Source organism: Bifidobacterium scardovii JCM 12489 = DSM 13734 (genome assembly GCF_001042635.1).
Classification (GTDB): Bacteria; Actinomycetota; Actinomycetes; order Actinomycetales; family Bifidobacteriaceae; genus Bifidobacterium; species Bifidobacterium scardovii.
Genome location: NZ_AP012331.1, coordinates 2,135,388 through 2,154,090, shown reverse-complemented (window position 1 = coordinate 2,154,090; position 18,703 = coordinate 2,135,388). Strand labels below are relative to the sequence as shown.

14 protein-coding genes are annotated in these 18,703 nt (G+C 65.6%); 10 read left to right on the top strand and 4 right to left on the bottom strand.

The features are described 5' to 3' along the window. Window positions 1-47: 47 nt before the first annotated feature. The 4 genes from BBSC_RS08885 to BBSC_RS08870 form a co-directional block, all read right to left on the bottom strand. The gene (locus BBSC_RS08885) at window positions 48-1,283 is read right to left on the bottom strand and encodes an AGE family epimerase/isomerase (protein WP_161787654.1); all 1,236 of its coding nucleotides are present in this window, start codon (window positions 1,281-1,283) and stop codon (window positions 48-50) included. 50 nt (window positions 1,284-1,333) lie between these two features. Continuing rightward, window positions 1,334-2,632 carry a glycoside hydrolase family 125 protein gene (locus BBSC_RS08880; protein ID WP_033518977.1) on the bottom strand — a complete coding sequence of 433 codons (1,299 nt, stop codon included), beginning with the start codon at window positions 2,630-2,632 and terminating at the stop codon, window positions 1,334-1,336. A gap of 156 nt (window positions 2,633-2,788) precedes the next feature. After that, entirely contained in the window at window positions 2,789-3,685 is an 897-nt protein-coding gene (locus BBSC_RS08875) for a carbohydrate kinase family protein (protein WP_033518976.1), read from the bottom strand. 104 nt (window positions 3,686-3,789) lie between these two features. Next, complete coding sequence (locus tag BBSC_RS08870; protein ID WP_033518975.1) at window positions 3,790-5,001, bottom strand: ROK family transcriptional regulator; 1,212 nt, start codon at window positions 4,999-5,001, stop codon at window positions 3,790-3,792. Window positions 5,002-5,296: 295 nt separating this feature from the next. On the opposite strand from BBSC_RS08870, the gene BBSC_RS08865 reads away from it, so the two are divergent. The 10 genes from BBSC_RS08865 (at window position 5,297) to gnpA (ending at window position 18,512) form a co-directional block, all read left to right on the top strand. Beyond that, on the top strand, window positions 5,297-6,037 hold the full coding sequence (locus BBSC_RS08865; protein WP_033518993.1) for a copper homeostasis protein CutC: 741 nt from the start codon (window positions 5,297-5,299) through the stop codon (window positions 6,035-6,037). A 634-nt stretch (window positions 6,038-6,671) separates the two neighbouring features. Beyond that, window positions 6,672-7,982 (top strand): ABC transporter substrate-binding protein, encoded by a 1,311-nt coding sequence (locus BBSC_RS08860; RefSeq protein WP_033518974.1) that lies wholly within the window; start codon window positions 6,672-6,674, stop codon window positions 7,980-7,982. A gap of 82 nt (window positions 7,983-8,064) precedes the next feature. Then, window positions 8,065-8,952: a carbohydrate ABC transporter permease gene (locus BBSC_RS13755; protein ID WP_033518973.1), complete on the top strand. Its 888-nt coding sequence runs from the start codon at window positions 8,065-8,067 to the stop codon at window positions 8,950-8,952. A 51-nt stretch (window positions 8,953-9,003) separates the two neighbouring features. Continuing rightward, window positions 9,004-9,897 (top strand): carbohydrate ABC transporter permease, encoded by an 894-nt coding sequence (locus tag BBSC_RS13750; protein WP_374042844.1) that lies wholly within the window; start codon window positions 9,004-9,006, stop codon window positions 9,895-9,897. Between the two features lie 5 nt (window positions 9,898-9,902). Continuing rightward, window positions 9,903-11,354, top strand: a complete 1,452-nt coding sequence (locus BBSC_RS08845) for an alpha-L-fucosidase (RefSeq protein WP_033518971.1) — start codon at window positions 9,903-9,905, stop codon at window positions 11,352-11,354. A gap of 156 nt (window positions 11,355-11,510) precedes the next feature. Next, window positions 11,511-11,957 carry an RbsD/FucU family protein gene (locus BBSC_RS08840; RefSeq protein WP_033518970.1) on the top strand — a complete coding sequence of 149 codons (447 nt, stop codon included), beginning with the start codon at window positions 11,511-11,513 and terminating at the stop codon, window positions 11,955-11,957. A gap of 569 nt (window positions 11,958-12,526) precedes the next feature. Further along, window positions 12,527-13,852 (top strand): ABC transporter substrate-binding protein, encoded by a 1,326-nt coding sequence (locus BBSC_RS08835; RefSeq protein WP_033518969.1) that lies wholly within the window; start codon window positions 12,527-12,529, stop codon window positions 13,850-13,852. 204 nt (window positions 13,853-14,056) lie between these two features. After that, window positions 14,057-15,028, top strand: coding sequence for a carbohydrate ABC transporter permease (locus tag BBSC_RS08830; RefSeq protein ID WP_033518968.1), 972 nt, complete (start codon window positions 14,057-14,059; stop codon window positions 15,026-15,028). After that, window positions 15,028-15,978 carry a carbohydrate ABC transporter permease gene (locus tag BBSC_RS08825; protein WP_033518967.1) on the top strand — a complete coding sequence of 317 codons (951 nt, stop codon included), beginning with the start codon at window positions 15,028-15,030 and terminating at the stop codon, window positions 15,976-15,978. The genes BBSC_RS08830 and BBSC_RS08825 overlap by 1 nt, the downstream gene beginning before the upstream one ends. A 278-nt stretch (window positions 15,979-16,256) precedes the next feature. Then, complete coding sequence (gene gnpA / locus BBSC_RS08820) at window positions 16,257-18,512, top strand: 1,3-beta-galactosyl-N-acetylhexosamine phosphorylase (protein WP_033518966.1); 2,256 nt, start codon at window positions 16,257-16,259, stop codon at window positions 18,510-18,512. Window positions 18,513-18,703 lie beyond the last annotated feature (191 nt).

Below are 18,703 nucleotides of genomic sequence, written 5' to 3'. Positions count from 1 at the left end.
TACCAATGTGGCTCCCCTCCCTGAGGGGAGCCACATCAGTTGCGGTCTCAGGCGGCGTTCTTCACGGCGGTGGCGATGGACACGGCCGGGTCGAGGAACGGGATCAGCGTGGACTGGAACGCGTGGTACAGGTCGGACTTGCCCGGCCACACGGTGCCGATCACGTTGTTGTCCTTGTCGAGCTGGTGGAACCAGGAGCCGCCCTTGTGGTCGATCACATGCTCGTCCACGTACTGCGCGAAGGTCGCGTACCAGTCGCGGTACTCCTCCTTGCCGGTGGCGGCGAGCAGCGTCGCGGAGGTGTTCAGCGACTCGGCCAGCGTCCAGTGCATGCGGTCGGTGACCACCGGCTTGCCGTTCCAGTCGGTCGTGTAGGCCAGGCCGACGGTGCCGTCGGCGTTCCAGCCGTCGGCCACGGCGCGGGCGAACAGCTGCTCGGCGGCCTCGACATACGGCTTGGCGCCCTCGCGGTTCGCGAAGGAGCTCAGCGCCCACTGCGTGATCAGGCGCGCCCACTCGATGCCGTGGCCCGGGGTGGCGCCGTACGGCTTGAACTGGTCGTCCTTCTTGTCGGCGTTGAACTCGAGGTCGATGGACCAGTCGGAGCCGAAGTGCTCGGGGATGCGCCACTCGTTGTGCTTCGCCCAGCCGAGCACGTGGTCGATGATGCGGCCGGCGCGCACGCGGTACGCGTTGTCTCCGGTGGCGTCGGCCACGGCGAGGAACGCCTCGGTGGTGTGCATGTTGGCGTTGAGCCCGCGGTACGGGTCGAGCTCGGTGAACTCGGTGTTCCAGGTGTCGACGGCCAGGCCGGTCTGATCATCCCAGAAGTGCCTGTCGTACGTGGCCAGCGCGTCGTCGAGCAGCTCCTTGGCGCCCGGGCGCCCGGCCAGCAGCGCGGAGGACGCGGCGAGGATCACGAAGGCGTGCGCGTAGCAGACCTTGCCCGGCTCGTGGGAGCCGTCCTCGTGCACCTGCGGGTACCAGCCGCCGTTCTTGTCGTCGTGCAGGATGCCGGTCAGGCCCTTGAGCGCCTGGTCGGCCAGCTCTCCGGCGCCCGGATAGCCGAGCAGCGAGCCGATCGAGTAGACGTGCGCCATGCGGCTGGTGATCCAGGTCTCCACGCCGTGCGAGGGGTCGAGGGTGCCGTCGGCGTTCAGCCAGCCGGAGCCTCCGTTCGGCGCCGGGAAGCCGGTGCCGAAGCGCAACAGCTCATAGGTCTCGGAGGCCATGAAGATGCGGTTGGCCTCGGTGCCGAGACGGTATTTCGGATTGGTCATGATGATTCCTTTCTTTGGAAAGACTTTGGGAAAAACAGCGGGGCCGGGGAACGTCAGCGCCGGACGCGGATGCCGAAGTAGTCCATCACCAGTTCGCAGAACATCATGTTGGACCAGCTGAACCATTCGCGCGTGTACTTGGTCGGGTCGTCGACGTCGATGCCCTCGTGCATGAGGTGCGTGCCGGCGTCGGTGGCGACGAGGCGGTCGAGGACCCGGCGCTTGTGGTCCCGGTCGTCGCTGGTCATCGCCTCGATGGTCAGCGCGATGGGCCACACGTAGCGCGGCGGCGTGTGCGGCGAGCCGATGCCCTTGAGGCACGCGCCCTCGTAGTAGTAGGGGTTCTCGTCGCTGAGCAGCGTGCGCCGCGTGGCCAGGTACGTCTCGTCGTCGTTCGCGCAGTAGCCCAGGTACGGGGCGGACAGCAGGCTCGGCACGTTGCTGTCGTCCATGATCAGGTGGTTGCCGAGACCGTCGGTCTCGAACGCGTAGATCGTCTCGCCGTTGCGGTTGGTCGTCTTGGCGTGGGTCTCGATGCCGTTGCGGATCGAGGAGCGCAGGGCGGCGGCGCGCGCGACGATGTCCGGATCGTCGAGGACCGTCCCGTCGAAGATGCGCTCGAGATAGCCCATCACCACGGAGGCGAACATGTTCGAAGGCACCAGGTAGTGGTAGGTGCAGGCGTCGTCGCTGGGGCGGAACCCGGACCAGGTCATGCCGGTGACGGCCACGGGGGAACCCTTGCCGTCGTTGCCGAGCGTCTCGGTCTTCAGCGTGGTGTTGCGGATGAAGAAGTACGGCGACCTCGTGTGGTCCTGCTCGGTCTCGAACACGTCGAGGATGCGCCTGACCCCGGCGACGAAGCCGTCGTCGAACTGCTCGGTGCAGCCGGTGTTCCGGTAGAGCAGCCAAGCGAGCTGGATCGGGTAGCACAGCGAGTCGACCTCGTACTTGCGCTCCCACAGCCACGGGCTCGACTGGTCGGAGCGGTCGTCGGGGTCCCAGGTGGCGCCGCTCGGCGTCTCGTTGAACGCGTTCGCATAGGGGTCGATGCCGATGAAGCGGAACTGCTGGCGGACCAGTCCGGCGATCATCGAGGCCAGGTCGCTGTCCCCGTCGGCGATGACGAGGTACGGGCGCAGCTGGGCCGTGGAGTCGCGCAGCCACATCGCGGGGATGTCGCCGGTCAGCAGGAAGGTGGTGCCATCGTCGTGCCGGTTGACGGTGGTGAGCAGCGTGTTGGCGAAGCAGGCGTTGAAGTTCTCGGCCCAGTCGGCGTGCTCGTCGCCGCATAGGTCGGTGATGCGCTGCATGAACGCCGCCACGCTGGAGGGTATTTCGGAGTATGCCATAACCAACTTCTTTGTTAACGGTGTTAATTGATTAATGTCGTATCTATTCTAAAGTGCTTCAGCTGCCCGACACGCGCATCGCCGGGGAATGGCAGGGCCCCCTTGCCTTGAAGGCGAGGAGGCCCTGCTGCCAGGGTCGGCCGGAGGCCGCGCGGATCACGCCTCGGCGGCCGCCAGGTAGTCCGGCATCACGTCCGGATAGGACGGCCAGGCGCCGGCCTGCGTGCACACGAAGGCGGCGGTGTTGACGGCCGCGCGGTGCGCCTCGACCAGCGTGGAGCCGGTGAGGATCTTGCCGGTGAAGGTGCCGGAGAAGGAGTCGCCGGCGCCGACGGTGTCGTTCACCTCGACGTGCGGGGTGCGCAGCGTGGAGCTCTCGCCCGTCCTGGCGACGATGGTGGAGAAGGTCGATCCGCCGGTGAGGATGATGTAGTCCAGGCCGAAGGTGTCGACGAACCAGCGGCAGGCCTCGTCGTCGGAGGTGCCGCTGATGCCGAACATGTCGCGCATGAGCAGCAGCTCGTCGTCGTTGATCTTGAACACGGTGGCGTAGCCGAGCAGCTCCTCGATGAGCTCCTTCGAGTAGTAGCTGCCGCGCAGGTTGATGTCGAAGAACTTCATCGCGCCGGCCTTGGCGTGCTTGAGCAGCTCGATGATCGTCTCGTGCGTCTCCGGCGCGCGCAGGGCCAGGGTGCCGAAGCAGATCGCGTCGGCCTGCTCCACGACCTCGATGAGCTGGCGGGTGTACAGGATGTGGTCCCAGGCGACGTGCTCGACGATCGTGTACTCGGGGATGCCGTTCTTGAGCGCGACCTCGACGGTGCTGGTCGGCCAGGCGTTGCGCTGGATGATGGTGTGGATGCCGGCCTTCTTGGCCTCGGCGATCAACTCGTCGCCGAGCTCGTCCTCGCCGACGGCGCTGATCGACCAGCCGTCGGCGCCGTTCATCATCGCGTGGTAGGCGAAGTTGACGGGGGCGCCGCCGGCGCGCTTGCCGCTGGGCAGCATGTCCCACAGGAGCTCTCCGAGGGACAGTACGATTGGCTTGGCCATGATGGTTCCTTTCTTCTTTCCCGGTCGTTCGCCGGCCGGCGGGTTGTGGTGTGCGGTGTTGAGTTGTGGTTGTTGGAAGGCTTTCCGTTGGGGAAATCCGGTTGCTAGCCCAGATCGAAGAACATCGAGGGATGTTCGAGGAACTGGACGATGGCCACTGCGGCGGCGCCGCCGAGCGCGGCGTCCGAGGGCAGTTCCGACAGGCTGATGGTGGTCGCCTCGTTGAGCTCGGGGATCACGTGGCGGTCGACGACCCGCTGGATCTCGTCGAGCAGCAGCGGGCCGGCGTCGGCGCCGATGTCGCCGATGATGATGCGTTCGGGGTTGAACATGTTGATGATCGTGACGCAGCCGAAGGCGAGGTAGCGCGCGGCCGCGCGCACGATGCCCCGGGCGCGCTCGTCGCCGCCGTTGGCCTTGGCGAACAGGGCGCGGCAGGCCTGCGCGTGGGTGAGCGAGGAGGCGTTCTCGATCAGGTCGCCGGCCCCGACGACCATCTCGTGGATGGCGGGGGCCGCGCAGTAGCGCTCAAGGCACCCGACGTTGCCGCAGTCGCACGGCCTGCCGTCGAGGTCGATGCTGACGTGGCCGATTTCGGTGGCGACGCCGCGCGATCCGTCGATGATGCGGCCCTGCTCGATGATGCCCAGGCCGATGCCCTCGCCGATCAGGTAGTAGGCGAGGTTGTCGCTGGCGTTGCCGGGGTCGAACAGGTACTGCGCGAGCGCGCCGGCGCGGGCGTCCTGCTCGACGAACACGGGCACGCGGAAGGCCGATCCGAACTCCTCGGGGAAGTTGACGCGGCGCCAGCCCTGCATCGAGGAGACGACCGCGGTGCGCCCGAGGTCCTTGAGGTAGGGGCCGGGCACCGCCATGCCGACGGCGACGATGGCCTCGTCCTCGGCGAGCAGGTCGCTGATGGTGCGGCGGATGGACTCGATGGTCGCGTCGATCGTGTCCTCGGTGACCTTGGGCATCTCCCGGAAGGCCAGCGGCTTGCCGGACAGGTCGAACACGCCGATCTGCACGAGGCTGCGCGCGAATTTCACGCCGATCACGTGGAAGGCGTCCGAGTCGAGCGCCAGCCCGATGGAGCGGCGGTTCTTGATGCCCTCCATGTCCCCGGTCTCCTTGACCACGCCGGCGTCGATGAGCCTGGCGGTGATCTTGGTGATGGCCGCGGGGGTGAGGCCCAGCGCCTTGGCGATCTGCGCGCGCGAGCTGACGCCGTTGCGGTACAGGTGGTTCATGATGCGCGAGCGGTTGGTCTCGGAGACGGAGGCGATCGATGTCGCGGCGTTGTTGGGATTGGACATCCTCGCTCCTTCGCTGGTCGTGGCCGCCGGCCTCGGCGTACGTTCTCGGCATCCGCCGCCGGCGTTCGCCCGGCATTGATATAAACGATGTTCATATATTAACTCAGTTAATGATTCAGTCAAATCGAACCGGTACGGCGTGTCGCGTCCGCCATTGGGCGCGTCGCTTACGTACCAGCATAGAGGATCGCGGACCGTGGCCGCGGGGCATGTCGCGCGGGCGGGATGACCCGCGCCGGCGCGGATGGTAGCCTGAGTGCGTTGAAGACGACGGAATCGTCAGGAGATGATGGATATGACCATGATCGAAATAGCGGTGCAGGACGTGCGCGGCGCGCGCATCGCGCTGGAGGAGGGCGCCGACCGCGTCGAACTGTGCATGGCTTTGGGTGCCACTGGCGGCGTCACGCCGAGCTTCGGGCTGATCCAGTCGTGCGCGCACGTCGGCGTGCCGGAGGGCGTACAGGCGCTGATCCGCCCGCGCGGCGGATCGTTCGTGTTCGACGACGACGAGAAGCGCGTGCAGGTCGCGGACGTCCGGTACGCGATTCTGGCCGGAGCCTCCGGCGTCGTGGTCGGCGGGCTCGACGAGGACGGCGCCGTCGACGTCCCGTTCGCCGAGCGGCTGGCCGAGGCCGCGCGCGAGGAGGGGGAGCGGCGCAACCGGCCGGTGGAGATCACGTTCCACCGCGCCTTCGACGTGGCCGCCGACCAGTTCGAGGCGCTGCGCGCGCTGATCGATCTGGGATACACGCGCGTGCTCACCTCGGGCGGCGCCGCGACCGTGCCGCAGGGACTCGGCCGCCTGCGCGAGCTGGCGGACTTCGCCGCCGGGCGCATCCAGGTCCAGGCCGGCGGCGGCGTGACCCCGGAGACGATCGGCGCCATCCGGGCCACCGGCGTCGACGCGATCCACCTGTCGGCCAAGAGGGCGGTCGTCTCGGCGGGCGGCCCGGGCGGCGGCGGGGACGGCGTCCGCATCGAGCTGACCGACCGCGGCATCGTGCGCGCCGCCATCGCCGCCGCGCGGGCGTGACCGGCGTGGCCGGCGTGTTCTGTACCCGATGATCGGGGGTATTTCTTATCCATGGGCGAGAAATATTCTTAATCTAGATAGTATTTTTCGTTTCTTGAAGGCGCTTTGAAATGATCGTGTAGCATTTCGGCGCCATACATTGGCTTCCTTCGGTGAGGCTGAGCCGTGAAGCAAACGCCAGAGGCGTTTGTAGGCGAAGGCGAGGCGACAGCCGAGCAGACAAGACTGCGGCCGCAAGGCCGTCCTTGATTGCAGGGCGAACTGTCGGCGCAGCCGACTGAGGGGAGCGCCTGCGGACAGGCTTGATATCAAGCGTCCGCGGATATCCTCCCCTCAGGCCGCTTCGCGGCCAGCTCCCCTCGGAGAGGGGGCCAAGGTTCGGTAACGCATGGATAGGGTGGCGTGTGCCGAGCTCGGCGGCAATTCCGTTGCAAGATAGGGTGCATGATCATGTGCGCGTTCGGGTGTGATCGGGGAAATTGGACCTACGAAATATCTCTTAAAAATTGCGAAAATTTCTTTCACGCATTATCGTTGGTGACGACGGTTGATGAGCCATCAGCTGGACAACGAAGTCGAAGGGATCCCCGCCTCAGGGGCGGGTCTCCTCTTTCATCCAAGGAAGGAAGTCGCAATGCGTAAATCTCAGGTGTCGGGCGCGATCGCCCTGGCGTGCGCCGGCGCAATGGTCCTCGCGGGATGCGGGGCGGGCCAGCATGGAGCCGCGGACAGGACGCCGCCCGATCAGAAGGTGACGTTGACCGTATGGACCGGCAACACCACGCCGACGCAGGCCGCGGCGAAGCTGTTCGAGAAGGACCATCCGAACGTCACCGTCAAGGTGGAGACCGTCACGGACGCCTACAAGGCGCTGGACAACGCGATCCAGGCCGGGACCGGCATCCCGAACGTCATGGAATTCGAGTACATCACCGTCCCGTACTTCGCGATCCAGAACAAGATCGAGGATCTGGGCAGGTACGGGGCCAAGAACGACGGCACCTTCGTGGACGGCGCGTGGCAGGACGTCAGCTTCGGCGGCAAGCCCTACGCCGTGCCGATGGACTACGGCCCGACCGTCATGTTCTACAATCAGGACACCCTCGCCAAGGCCGGCGTCGCCGAGGCGCCGAAAACCTGGGATGAGTTCTACGAGGCGGCCAAGAAGGTCCACGCGCTCGGCGACAACTACCACATCATCAACGACGCCGGCGATATCTTCACCATGCTGTCGCTGATCTGGCAGGCCGGAGGCCGCCCGTTCACGGTCGACGGCACCAAGATCACCGTCAACGTCAAGGACGAGGGCACCAAACGCGCCGTCGGGATGTGGCAGCGGATGATCGACGAGGGCCTGATCGCCACCGACATCATGACCTGGTCCGACGACTGGAACCGCGCGCTCAACGACGGCACCATCGCCACCCAGATCATCGGCGGATGGCTGACCTCCTCCATCGCCGACCGCGCGCCCCTGCAGTCCGGCAAATTCCGCGTCGCGCCGATGCCGCAGTGGAAGGCCGGCGACAACGTCGGCGCCGAGAACGGCGGCAGCGGATTCGCCATCCCCTCGGCGGCGAAGAACAAGGACGTCGCCTGGGAGTTCCTGCAATACATGGCGTACGACGACGCCGGAGTGCAGGCCCGCGTCGACGCCGGGGTGTTCCCCCCGAACGTCAAGGTGCTCAAGGACGCCGATTTCCTGTCCGCCACCAACCCGTACTTCGGCGACCAGAAGTACCGCGAGGTCATCGCCGACGCCGCGTCGCACGTGGCGGCCGGATGGCAGTACCTGCCGTTCATGGAGAAGGCCCGCTATCTGTACGTCGACAACATGGACTACACCAAGGTCTCCCCGTCCAACACCCTGCAGGGGCTCCTCGACGCATGGGCCGGCAGGATCGTCGACTACGGCAACAAGCAGGGATTCGACGTCAGCGAGTGACGGGCCGCGCGTCCGCGCCGGCCGCCGCCATGGAGCGCAGGCCGGCGCGGGCGCGATGCACCGAACCGGAAGGGAAATCATCATGGGTACAAGATCGCCGCGCAGAATGCGCCATCACGGTCTGGCGGGCTGGATGTTCGTGCTGCCGTTCATCCTCGTGTTCGCGTTCGTCTTCGTCGTGCCGCTGCTGTATTCGCTGTGGATCAGCCTGTTCGAGCACAAGCTGATCGGCGGCCTGTCGTTCGCCGGGGCGTCGAACTTCATCGCCGTGTTCAGGGACCCACTGCTGTGGCGGGGCATCGCGCGCGTGGCGCTGTTCACCGCCATCCAGGTGCCGCTGATGCTGATCATCTCGGCGTCCCTCGCCCTGGCCCTCGACTCCGGCCGCCTGTACGGCACCAGGTTCTTCCGCATCTCGATCTTCATCCCGTATGCGGTGCCCGGCGTCGTCTCGACGCTGATGTGGGGGTTCCTGCTCGGCACGCGCTACGGCCTGTTCAAGAACGTCAACGAGCTGTTCGGCACGGACGTCGACCCGTTCTCCCCGTCGTCCGTGATCGTCGCCATCGGCGTCATGATCAGCTGGGGGTCGATCGGATACAACATGCTGATCTTCTACTCCTCGCTCAAGGCGATACCGACGGAGCTGTACGAGGCCGCCGCCATCGACGGGGCCAGCCACTGGCAGGTGGACCGGAACATCAAGATCCCCGAGATATCCGGGTCCCTGTCCATCGCGCTGATCTTCGCGATCATCGGCAGCACGCAGCTGTTCAACGAGCCGCAGATCCTGTCCAAGATGATGGGCGGCACCGGCATCACCACCAACTGGACGCCCAATCTGTACATCTACGACCTTGCGTTCAGCGACTCGTCGCAGGGCTACGCGGCCGCCGCGGCCATCGTGATGGCGCTGATCGTCATCGTCGCGACCTTCGCCATCCAGATCCGCAGTATGCGCCGCTCGTAGGGGAGCGACGGGCATGCGCATCGAATTGAAAGGGGCAAAGCAATCATGACCATGGCATCGAAGGAGGCCGCGCGCCGGCCGAAGTTCCACACGGTGACCGATCCGAAGAAGAGCCCGGTGCTGACCATCGTCGTCGGCATGTACCTGTTCTACGCGCTGGTGCCGTTCGTGTGGCTGGTCATCAACGCCACGAAGACGAAGGCGGATTTCATCTCCACCTTCGGGCTGTCCTTCGGGCGCTCGTTCGCGCTCTGGAACAACCTCGTCGAGGTGTTCACCTACAACGACGGCATTTTCGGCCGGTGGGTGCTCAACACGGTCGGCTACACCGTCGTCGGCACCGTCGTCTCGGTGCTGCTGGCCGCCATGGGCGGCTACGCCCTCTCCAAGCTTGAGTTCGGCGGCAGGCGCGCGATCATGCTGGTGATCCTCGGCTCGATGGCGGTCCCGGGCGTGGCGCTGGTGATCCCCCAGTTCCTCATGTTCTCCGCCATGGGCATCACGAACACGCCGTGGGCCGTGATCATCCCCTCGTTCCTCAACCCCTTCGGCCTGTATCTGATGTGGACCTTCTTCGCCCAGTCCGTCCCGGACTCGCTGCTGGAGGCGGCCCGCATCGACGGCGCCGGCGAGGCGCGCATCTTCTTCCAGATCGCGCTGCCGCTCATGAAGCCGGCGCTGGTGACCGTGTCGCTGTTCGCCTTCGTGTCGATCTGGTACAACTACTTCCTGCCGCTGATCATGCTCAAGGATTCCCGCTGGTACCCGCTGGCGCTCGGCCTCGCCCAATGGAACGCGCAGGGCAACCAGGGCGGCAACATGCCGGTGATCCAGAATCTCGTCATCGCGGCCTCGATGCTCGTGGTGCTTCCCCTGATCGCGCTGTTCCTGTGCCTGCAGCGGTACTGGCAGTCCGGACTGGCGCTCGGCGCCACCAAGGGGTGAGTCGCATGCCGCTGAATATGGATTTCGTCGCCAATGTGCGCCCCTCCGCGCGCCAGCTGGCGTGGCAGCGCATGGAAATGTACGGGTTCATCCACTTCGGCATGAACACGATGACCGACCGCGAATGGGGTCTCGGCCACGAGGACCCGGCCCTGTTCGACCCGGTGCATGTGGACGTCGACCAGTGGGCCGCGGCGTTCAAGGCCGCCGGCATGACCGGCATGATCCTAACCTGCAAGCACCACGACGGCTTCTGCCTGTGGCCATCCGCCTACACCGCCCACTCGGTGGCGTCCTCGCCATGGCGTTCCGGCCGCGGCGACCTGGTGCGCGAGGCCAGTGAGGCCGCCGCACGCCACGGCCTGCGCTTCGGCATCTACCTGTCGCCGTGGGACCGCACCGAGGCGACGTACGGCCAGGGCACGGCGTACGACGACTTCTACGTCAATCAACTGACCGAGCTGCTGACCGGATACGGTCCGATATTCTCGGTCTGGCTCGACGGCGCCAACGGCGAGGGCTCGAACGGCAAGACGCAGCAGTACGACTGGGCGCGCTACTACAACGTCATCCGGGCGCTGCAGCCCGAAGCGGTGATCTCGGTGTGCGGTCCCGACGTGCGCTGGGCGGGCAACGAGGCCGGCCATGTGCGCGCCGACGAGTGGAGCGTGGTGCCGGCTCGGCTGCGCTCCGCCGAACTCACCGCCGAGAAGTCGCAGCGGCAGGACGATCCGTCGCTGGTGCGGGCCGTGCGCTCCGAGGACGAGGACCTGGGCAGCCGCGGCGCGTTGGAGCCGTACGGCGACGCGCTGGCGTGGTACCCGGCCGAGGTGGACACCTCCATACGCCCGGGATGGTTCCACCACGCCGACCAGGACGATCGGGTGAAAAGCGCGGACGAGCTGTTCTCGCTGTGGCGCGCCGCGGTCGGCGGCAACTGCACGCTGCTGCTGAACGCGCCGCCGAACCGCGACGGCCTGCTGGCCGAGCCCGACGTGCGTGCGCTGCGCGGGCTGGGCCGGCGCATCGCCGGATTCCGGGAGCGGGTCATCACCGTGGCCGGCGCGGCCGTCCGGGCGTCGAGCGGCGAGGAATCTGCGCGCGCGGCGTTCGCCGGCGGGTCTTCCTCGTCCGGGCGACACCGCTCATCCGGGCACTGGCGGATCGATCCCCACGACGACGCTCCCGAGCTGACCATCGCCTTCCCGTCGCCCGAACGCGTCGAAGCCGTGGTGCTGGAGGAGGACATCCGCGTCGGGCAGCGCATCGAGGATCTCGCCGTCGACGGCATCGGAACCGACGGGCGCATCCTGGAGATCGGCGCCGTCCACGCGATCGGGTACCGGCGCATCATTACCATCGACGCGCTCGAACTGGCCGGCATGCGCATCCGCATCAGGCGCTCGCGCGGCGCGGCCGCCCTGTCCCGCGTCGCCGCCGTGCGCGCCGCGTCGTGACCATGCGCGGCGCCGCCCGTTCGGGTGGTGCCGCGCCCCGACTCGCCGGATGCGGATGGCCGTAGAACCGCCATCGCGGGGCCATAATGGGAGAGGATGAAGGTCCGGTTGCCCCGCGCGGCAGCCGCTGGCCACGATGCGCAAAGGAGTGCAGCCATGCTGAAGGGAATTCCGCCGATCATCTCGCCGTTGATGCTCAAGACGCTGAGCGAGATGGGCCATGGCGACACGCTGGTGATCGCGGACGGCAATTTTCCCGCGGAATCCGTGGGCAAGGACGCGGTGGTGATCCGGTGCGACGGGCATGGCGTGCCCGAGTTGCTGCGTGCGATCGTCACGTTGCTGCCATTGGACACCTACGTGGACCAGCCGGTCACGCTGATGGATGTGGTGGAGGGCGACGACGTGGACACGCCGATCTGGCGCGAGTACGAATCGATCGTCGCCGGCGTCGACCCGCGCGGCACGGAGGCGATCGGCAAGCTGGAGCGTTTCGATTTCTACGATCGTGCCCGCGGGGCGTATTGCATCATCGCCACGTCGGAGCGCGCGCAGTACGCCAACGTGATCCTGCGCAAAGGCGTGGTGTTCCCGGGGGAGTAGGGAGCGCTGGTGATTTGTTTCGTGGATAATTGATTGGCTGATCCTCCCGCTGGCGGGAGGTGGCGCGTAGCGCCGGAGGGTGGTCGGATGCTTGATACTGCATTGTTTCCGACCACCCCCAGTCGGCTGCGCCGACAGCCCCCGCCAGCGGGGGCGTACCCCACCTCCATCGTCATGAGACTGGCTGTCGGCATTCCGGTCACGCTTTTGGCTCCCCTCAGAGAGGGGATCCAGACAAGTCCGACGTGAGGATTCGTGGGATTGGTCCCAGATACCGGATCCGCCCGTTCCATGGGCGTGCCGAACGCATGCCGTGCAGGCGGTGGCCGTTGCATGTTAATAGAGTTAACAAATATGGGCCGATTGGCTGTGGGTATGGGCGTTTGCGCGGTTGTCGCATGCCATATGTGCGGCGCGCGTAAAGTCGCGCATGGGGTTGGGGGCGCGGTTGGTAAACGGTGACACGCGCTTATTGTTAAGGTAGTTGACATTTATTGTTTCCTGTTCTAAAGTAAATACCGGTTGCCGCACCGCCGTGGCAGCGTTTCATCTCGTGGAGGAGTGGAAACATGGTTTCGCAGAACAAGCGTTTTATGGTCGGACTGGCCTCGCTCGCCGTGATGGGCATCGCCCTGGCCGGCTGCGGTTCCACTGGGGGCGGCAATGCCTCCGGCGACACGAAGGCCGCCGACGATGGCGGCGTGGTCAATATCACCTACATGCACCGTCTGCCCGATAAGAAGGGCATGACCCTGGTCAACGACATCGTGGCCAAGTGGAACAAGGATCATCCGAACATCCAGGTCAAGGCCACGAAGTTCGATGGCAAGGCCTCCGAGATGATCAAGAAGCTCGAGACCGACGTCAAGGCCGGCAACGCGCCGGATCTGGCCCAGGTCGGCTACTCCGAGGTTCCCGAGGTCTTCACCAAGGGCCTTCTGCAGGACGTCACCGATGAGGCCGCCAAGTACAAGGACGACTTCGTCTCCGGCCCGTTCGCGCTGATGCAGGTGGATGGCAAGACCTTCGGCCTGCCGCAGGACACCGGCCCGCTGACCTACTTCTACAACGCCGCCGAGTTCGACAAGCTGGGCATCAGCGTGCCGAAGAGCGCCAGCGAACTCATCGAAACCGCCAAGAAGACCGCCGCCCAGGGCAAGTACATCATGACCTTCCAGCCCGATGAGGCCATGATGATGATGTCCGGCCAGGCCGGCGCTTCCGGTCCGTGGTACCAGGTCAAGGACAACGCCTGGGTCGTCAACACCCAGACCGCCGGCTCCAAGGCCGTGGCCGACGTCTACCAGCAGCTGCTCGACAGCAAGGCCGCTCTGACCAATCCGCGTTGGGACGCATCGTTCGACGCCTCCATCCAGTCCGGTCAGCTGATCGGCACGGTGGCCGCCGCTTGGGAGGCCCCGCTGTTCATCGATTCTTCCGGTGGCACCGGTGCGGGCGAGTGGAAGGTCACCCAGCTCGGCGACTGGTTCGGCAACGGCACCAAGACCGGCGCCGACGGCGGTTCCGGTGTGGCCGTGCTCAAGGGCTCCAAGCACCCGGCCGAGGCCATGGAATTCCTCGATTGGTTCAACACCCAGGTCGATGATCTGGTCTCCCAGGGCCTCGTCGTGGCCGCCACCACCGCGGACGCCAAGACCCCGTCGACGTGGTCCGACTACTTCAGCGGCCAGGATGTCATGGCCGAGTTCAAGACCGCGAACGGCAACATGGGCGACTTCACCTACATGCCCGGCTTCTCCGCGGTCGGCGCCGCGATGGGCGAGACCGCGGCCAAGGCGGCCGATGGCTCCGCCAAGGTCTCGGACATCTTCGACACCGCGCAGAAGACTTCGGTGGACACGCTGAAGAACCTCAATCTGTCGGTCAAGGAGTGACCTCACCGGGTCTTGCACGGGGCCAAGCCTGATTTTTTTGCTGATTGTCCCCGTCGGTGCAGGACCCCCGATGCCTCGCATCACCAACGCGAAAGGCCGGGGCATGAGCTCCGGCCTTTTGCATTGCCTGCAAGGTGATCCGCAAGGGCGACGCGGCCTTTGAAAAAATCGTTTGCTGTTCTTTCGAAAAGACAGGTTGTTATTATGACTGCATCAACTACTCAGGCGAAAGACAAGGCGCCAAGACGCGCCGCTGCCAAGCCGAAGCGGTCCGGCGCGCAGAAGCGCGAGAACCGCATCGGCTGGTCGTTCATGGCGCCATTCGCCATCCTCTTCGCTTTCGTGTTCATCCTGCCCATCGTATGGGCCATCTATTCCAGCTTCTTCCGCCAGGTCACCGAAGGCGGCGGCGCATACGGCGGCGGCGAACTGGTCAACAAGTTCGCCGGACTTCAGAACTTCCAGTACGTCATCACCTCCGGCAACTTCTGGTCAGGCGTGGGCAGGGTCCTGCTCTACACGCTGATTCAGGTGCCGATCATGATCATCGCCGCACTGGCGTTGGCCATCGTCATCGATTCGTTCGTGGTCAAGCACGTCACGGGTTTCCGCCTCGGCTACTTCCTGCCCTACGCGATTCCCGGCGTCGTGGCCTCGATCATCTGGGTCTACCTGTACAACGGCCAGATCTCGCCGATCGTCAAAGGTCTCGCCGCCATCGGCGTCAACATCGATTTCTTCAACAAGAACATCGTGCTCGGCTCGATGGCCAACATCACCACATGGACCTTCACCGGCTACAACATGCTGATCTTCCTGGCCGCGCTGCAGGCCATCCCGCATGATCTGTACGAGGCCGCGCGCATCGATGGCGCCAACGGATGGCAGATCGCCACCAAGATCAAGCTGCCGAACGTGCGCGGTGCGGCTCTGCTGGCCATGCTGCTCTCCATCGTCGGCACCATCCAGCTGTTCAACGAGCCGCAGATCATGTCGACGGCCGACCCGGGCATTTCCAAATCGTATACGCCGATGATGATGGCCATGAACACCTCCCAAGGCACCATCACCCCGTCCGGCGACGGCCCCGCTTCGGCCATCGCCATCGTCATGGCCCTGATCGCAGGTGTGCTCGCCGTGCTGTACACCTTGGCCGAAAGGAAGGTGAACGAGTGATGAGCTCCGCAACCGCTGAAGAACGCGCCGGCAGAAAGGCCGAGCGCAAGCTCGAAAAGCAGCGCCAGGCGGCGCAGCATGACCTGCCCCGGTCCATGCGCCCCTCCGCCGCCACGAAGACCATCACCGTCGTCGTGCTGGTCGCGGTGCTGATCTACTTCCTGTTCCCGATCTACTGGGCCATCATCGCCTCCACCAAGACGCCAGCCCAGATGACCGGCAGCAACGGCATGTGGTTCGCCGTGCCGCTCAGCGAGCTGCCCAACGCCATCGCCACCAACTATTCCAAGCTGCTCGGCTGGACCCGCGGCAACTTCTGGCGCTGGGTGCTGAACTCGCTGATCTACTCGGGCGCCTCCGCGCTGATCGGCACCATCGTGTCCGTGATGGCCGGCTACGCCACCGCGAAGTTCAACTTCCGCGGCAAGAACGCGGCCATCGGCGTCATCATGGCCTGCATGCTCATGCCGGCCGCCCTGCTGACCATCCCGCAGTACTCGATCTTCCACACCCTGCACCTGACCAACACGATGCTTTCGATCATCATCCCGTGCTGCGTCTCCCCGTTCGGCTTCTTCCTGGGCCGCACGTACGCGCAGAGCTCGGTGCCGGACGAACTGCTTGAGGCCGCCCGCATCGACGGCGCAAGCGAGGCGAGGATCTTCTTCACCATCGTCCTCAGGCTCCTGGCCCCGGCTATGGTGACGATCTTCCTGTTCCTGTTCGTGGCCACGTGGAACAACTTCCTGCTGCCATTGATGATGGTCTCCTCCGACACCTTGAAGCCCGTGACCCTCGGCCTGTACGGCATGGTCTCGCTGGCCACGTTCACCGATCGCGGCGCCCTGATGATGGGCGCATTGCTCGGCGTGCTGCCCGTGATCGTGCTGTTCCTCGGCCTGCAACGCTACTGGCAGTCCGGCCTGGCCGCCGGTGCGGTAAAGGGCTGAGCCTATGGACAGCCCGGTGGGCTGTCCATAGGCTCAGCCTGAGCGAGACGGTAGTCGAGCGAAGGTAGCGTTGAGTCTCGCCGAAGGCGAGCCCATAATTGCAGGGCCGAAGGCGAGCCGTCCATACCCCATCAATCCGCTGTCCGGCGTCACCGTAGGTGTCGAGGATCTACGCAGTCAGGGTCCCAAGACCCACGACGGCGCCGGTCGTTATTGTGCGACGTGACTGTCGCCCTGTAGTTTAGTTTTCTGATGACCACCCCCACAAAGGAGCATTCATGACCAGTACCGGCCGCTTCACGCTGCCCAGCGAAGAGAACTTCGCCGAAAAGACCAAGGAACTCGCCGAATTGTGGGGTGCGGACGCCATCCGCAACTCCGACGGCACGCATCTGGATGAGGCCGTGCTCGCCCTCGGCAAGAAGATCTACAGCGCGTATTTCCCGACGCGCGCGCACAACGAGTGGATCACGCTGCACATGGACGAGACCCCGCAGGTCTACCTGCTGACCGACCGTGTGCTGGCCGAGTCCGACGCGGTGGACGTGCCGCTGATGGAGCGGTTCTACGAGGAGCAGCTCAAGCCGAACCGCGACGCCGACCCGCACCGCTACTGGGAGGTCGTGGACCGCACCACCGGCGCGGTCGTCGACCCGTCCGACTGGAGTCTCGACGCCGATTCGGACGTGGTGCACGTCGGCGGCGCGACTCCCATGCACGAATACACGGTCTCGTTCCTGGCCTACATCATCTGGGACCCGGTGGAGATGTACAACCACCTGACCAACGACTGGGGCGACAAGGAACACGAGATCCCGTTCGACATCTACCACGAGAAGACCCGCGAGTTCGTGTTCGACACCTTCGAGCAGTGGCTCAAGGACAACCCGGCCACCGATGTGGTGCGATTCACGACCTTCTTCTACCAGTTCACGCTGATCTTCGACCAGAAGCACCGCGAGAAGATCGTGGACTGGTTCGGCTGCTCGTGCACCGTCTCGCCGAAGGCGCTCGACGATTTCGAGGCCCGGTACGGCTACCGCCTGCGCCCCGAGGACTTTGTGGACGGGGGCTGCTACAACTCCGCCTGGCGCGTGCCGCGCAAGGCCCAGCGCGACTGGATCGACTTCCTGTCCGGCTTCGTGCGCGAGAACGTCAAAAAGCTCGCCGACATGTCGCACGCCGCCGGCAAGGAGGCGATGATGTTCCTCGGCGATCAGTGGATCGGCACCGAACCGTACAAGGACGGGTTCGGGGACCTCGGCCTGGACGCCGTGGTCGGTTCGATCGGCGACGGCACCACCACCCGCATGATCGCGGACATCCCCGGCGTCAGGTACACCGAGGGCCGCTTCCTGCCGTACTTCTTCCCCGACACCTTCTACGAGGGCAACGATCCGAGCATCGAGGGACTCGACAACTGGCGCAAGGCGCGTCGCGCGATCCTGCGCTCGCCGATCAGCCGCATGGGCTACGGCGGCTACCTGTCGCTCGCCGCGAAATTCCCGAAGTTCGTGGACACGGTGACCCGCATCGCCGACGAATTCCGCGACATGCACGAACGCACCGGGGGAGCGGCCGCCGAAGGCGAGCTCAACGTGGCGATCCTCAACTCGTGGGGTCGGATGCGATCGTGGATGGCGTTCACCGTGGCGCATGCGCTGCCCAACAAGCAGACCTACTCCTACTACGGCATCCTCGAGTCGCTGTCCGGCATGAGGGTCAACGTGCGCTTCATCAGCTTCGACGACGTGCTGGAGCACGGCGTCGACCCCGACATCGACGTGATCATCAACGGCGGCCCGGTCGACACGGCCTTCACCGGCGGCGATGCGTGGCGCGATCCCAAGCTGCTCGAGACCCTGCGCGCGTGGGTGCGCGCCGGAGGCGCCTTCGTCGGCGTCGGCGAGCCGAGTTCGGTGCCGCGCTTCCAGGGCGGTCGCTTCTTCCAGCTGGCCGACGTGCTCGGCGTGGACGAGGAGCGCTTCCAGACCCTGTCGGTCGACAAATACTTCCCGCCCGTCACGCCGGACCACTTCATCACCGCCGACGTGCCGGTCGATCAGGCGGCGCGCGAGGCCTGGGAGCGGGCCGGCTACCGGATCCCGCTGAGCGGGTGCGGCGGCGGACAGGGCATCGCTCCGGTCGGCGGCATCGATTTCGGCGAGGCGGTGCCCAACACCTACCCGGTCAACGAGGACGTCACCCTGATCCGCGCCGACGGCGGCCAGGTGCAGCTCGCGGTCAACGAGTACGGCAAGGGGCGCGGCGTGTATGTGTCCGGGCTGCCGTATTCGGCGGCCAACGCCCGCCTGCTCGAGCGCATCCTGTTCTACGCCTCCCACAACGAGGACCGGTATGCGGCCTGGAGCTCGTCCAACCCCGAGTGCGAGGTGGCCCACTTCCCGGAGCGCGGCGTGTACTGCGTGATCAACAACACCGATCGGCTGCAGTCCACCACCGTGACCCTGGCCGGCGGCGCCACCGAGGACTTCGACCTGCCCGGCAGCGGCATCGCCTGGCGCGAGGTCTGACGGTTGCGCGGGCGGGGAATCTCCTGGTAGCCCGCGTCGTAAGTTCGCGTACTATGTTTGGCTCCCCTCCAAGAGGGGAGCCAAGGGTGGTCGCTGCGCGGTCGGATCATCCGCAATCAAGGACGACTCCGCGGGTGTGGGGTGGTGTCGGGGGGGGGGCATAAACGCCGCGATATTGCGCGTCGGCATTT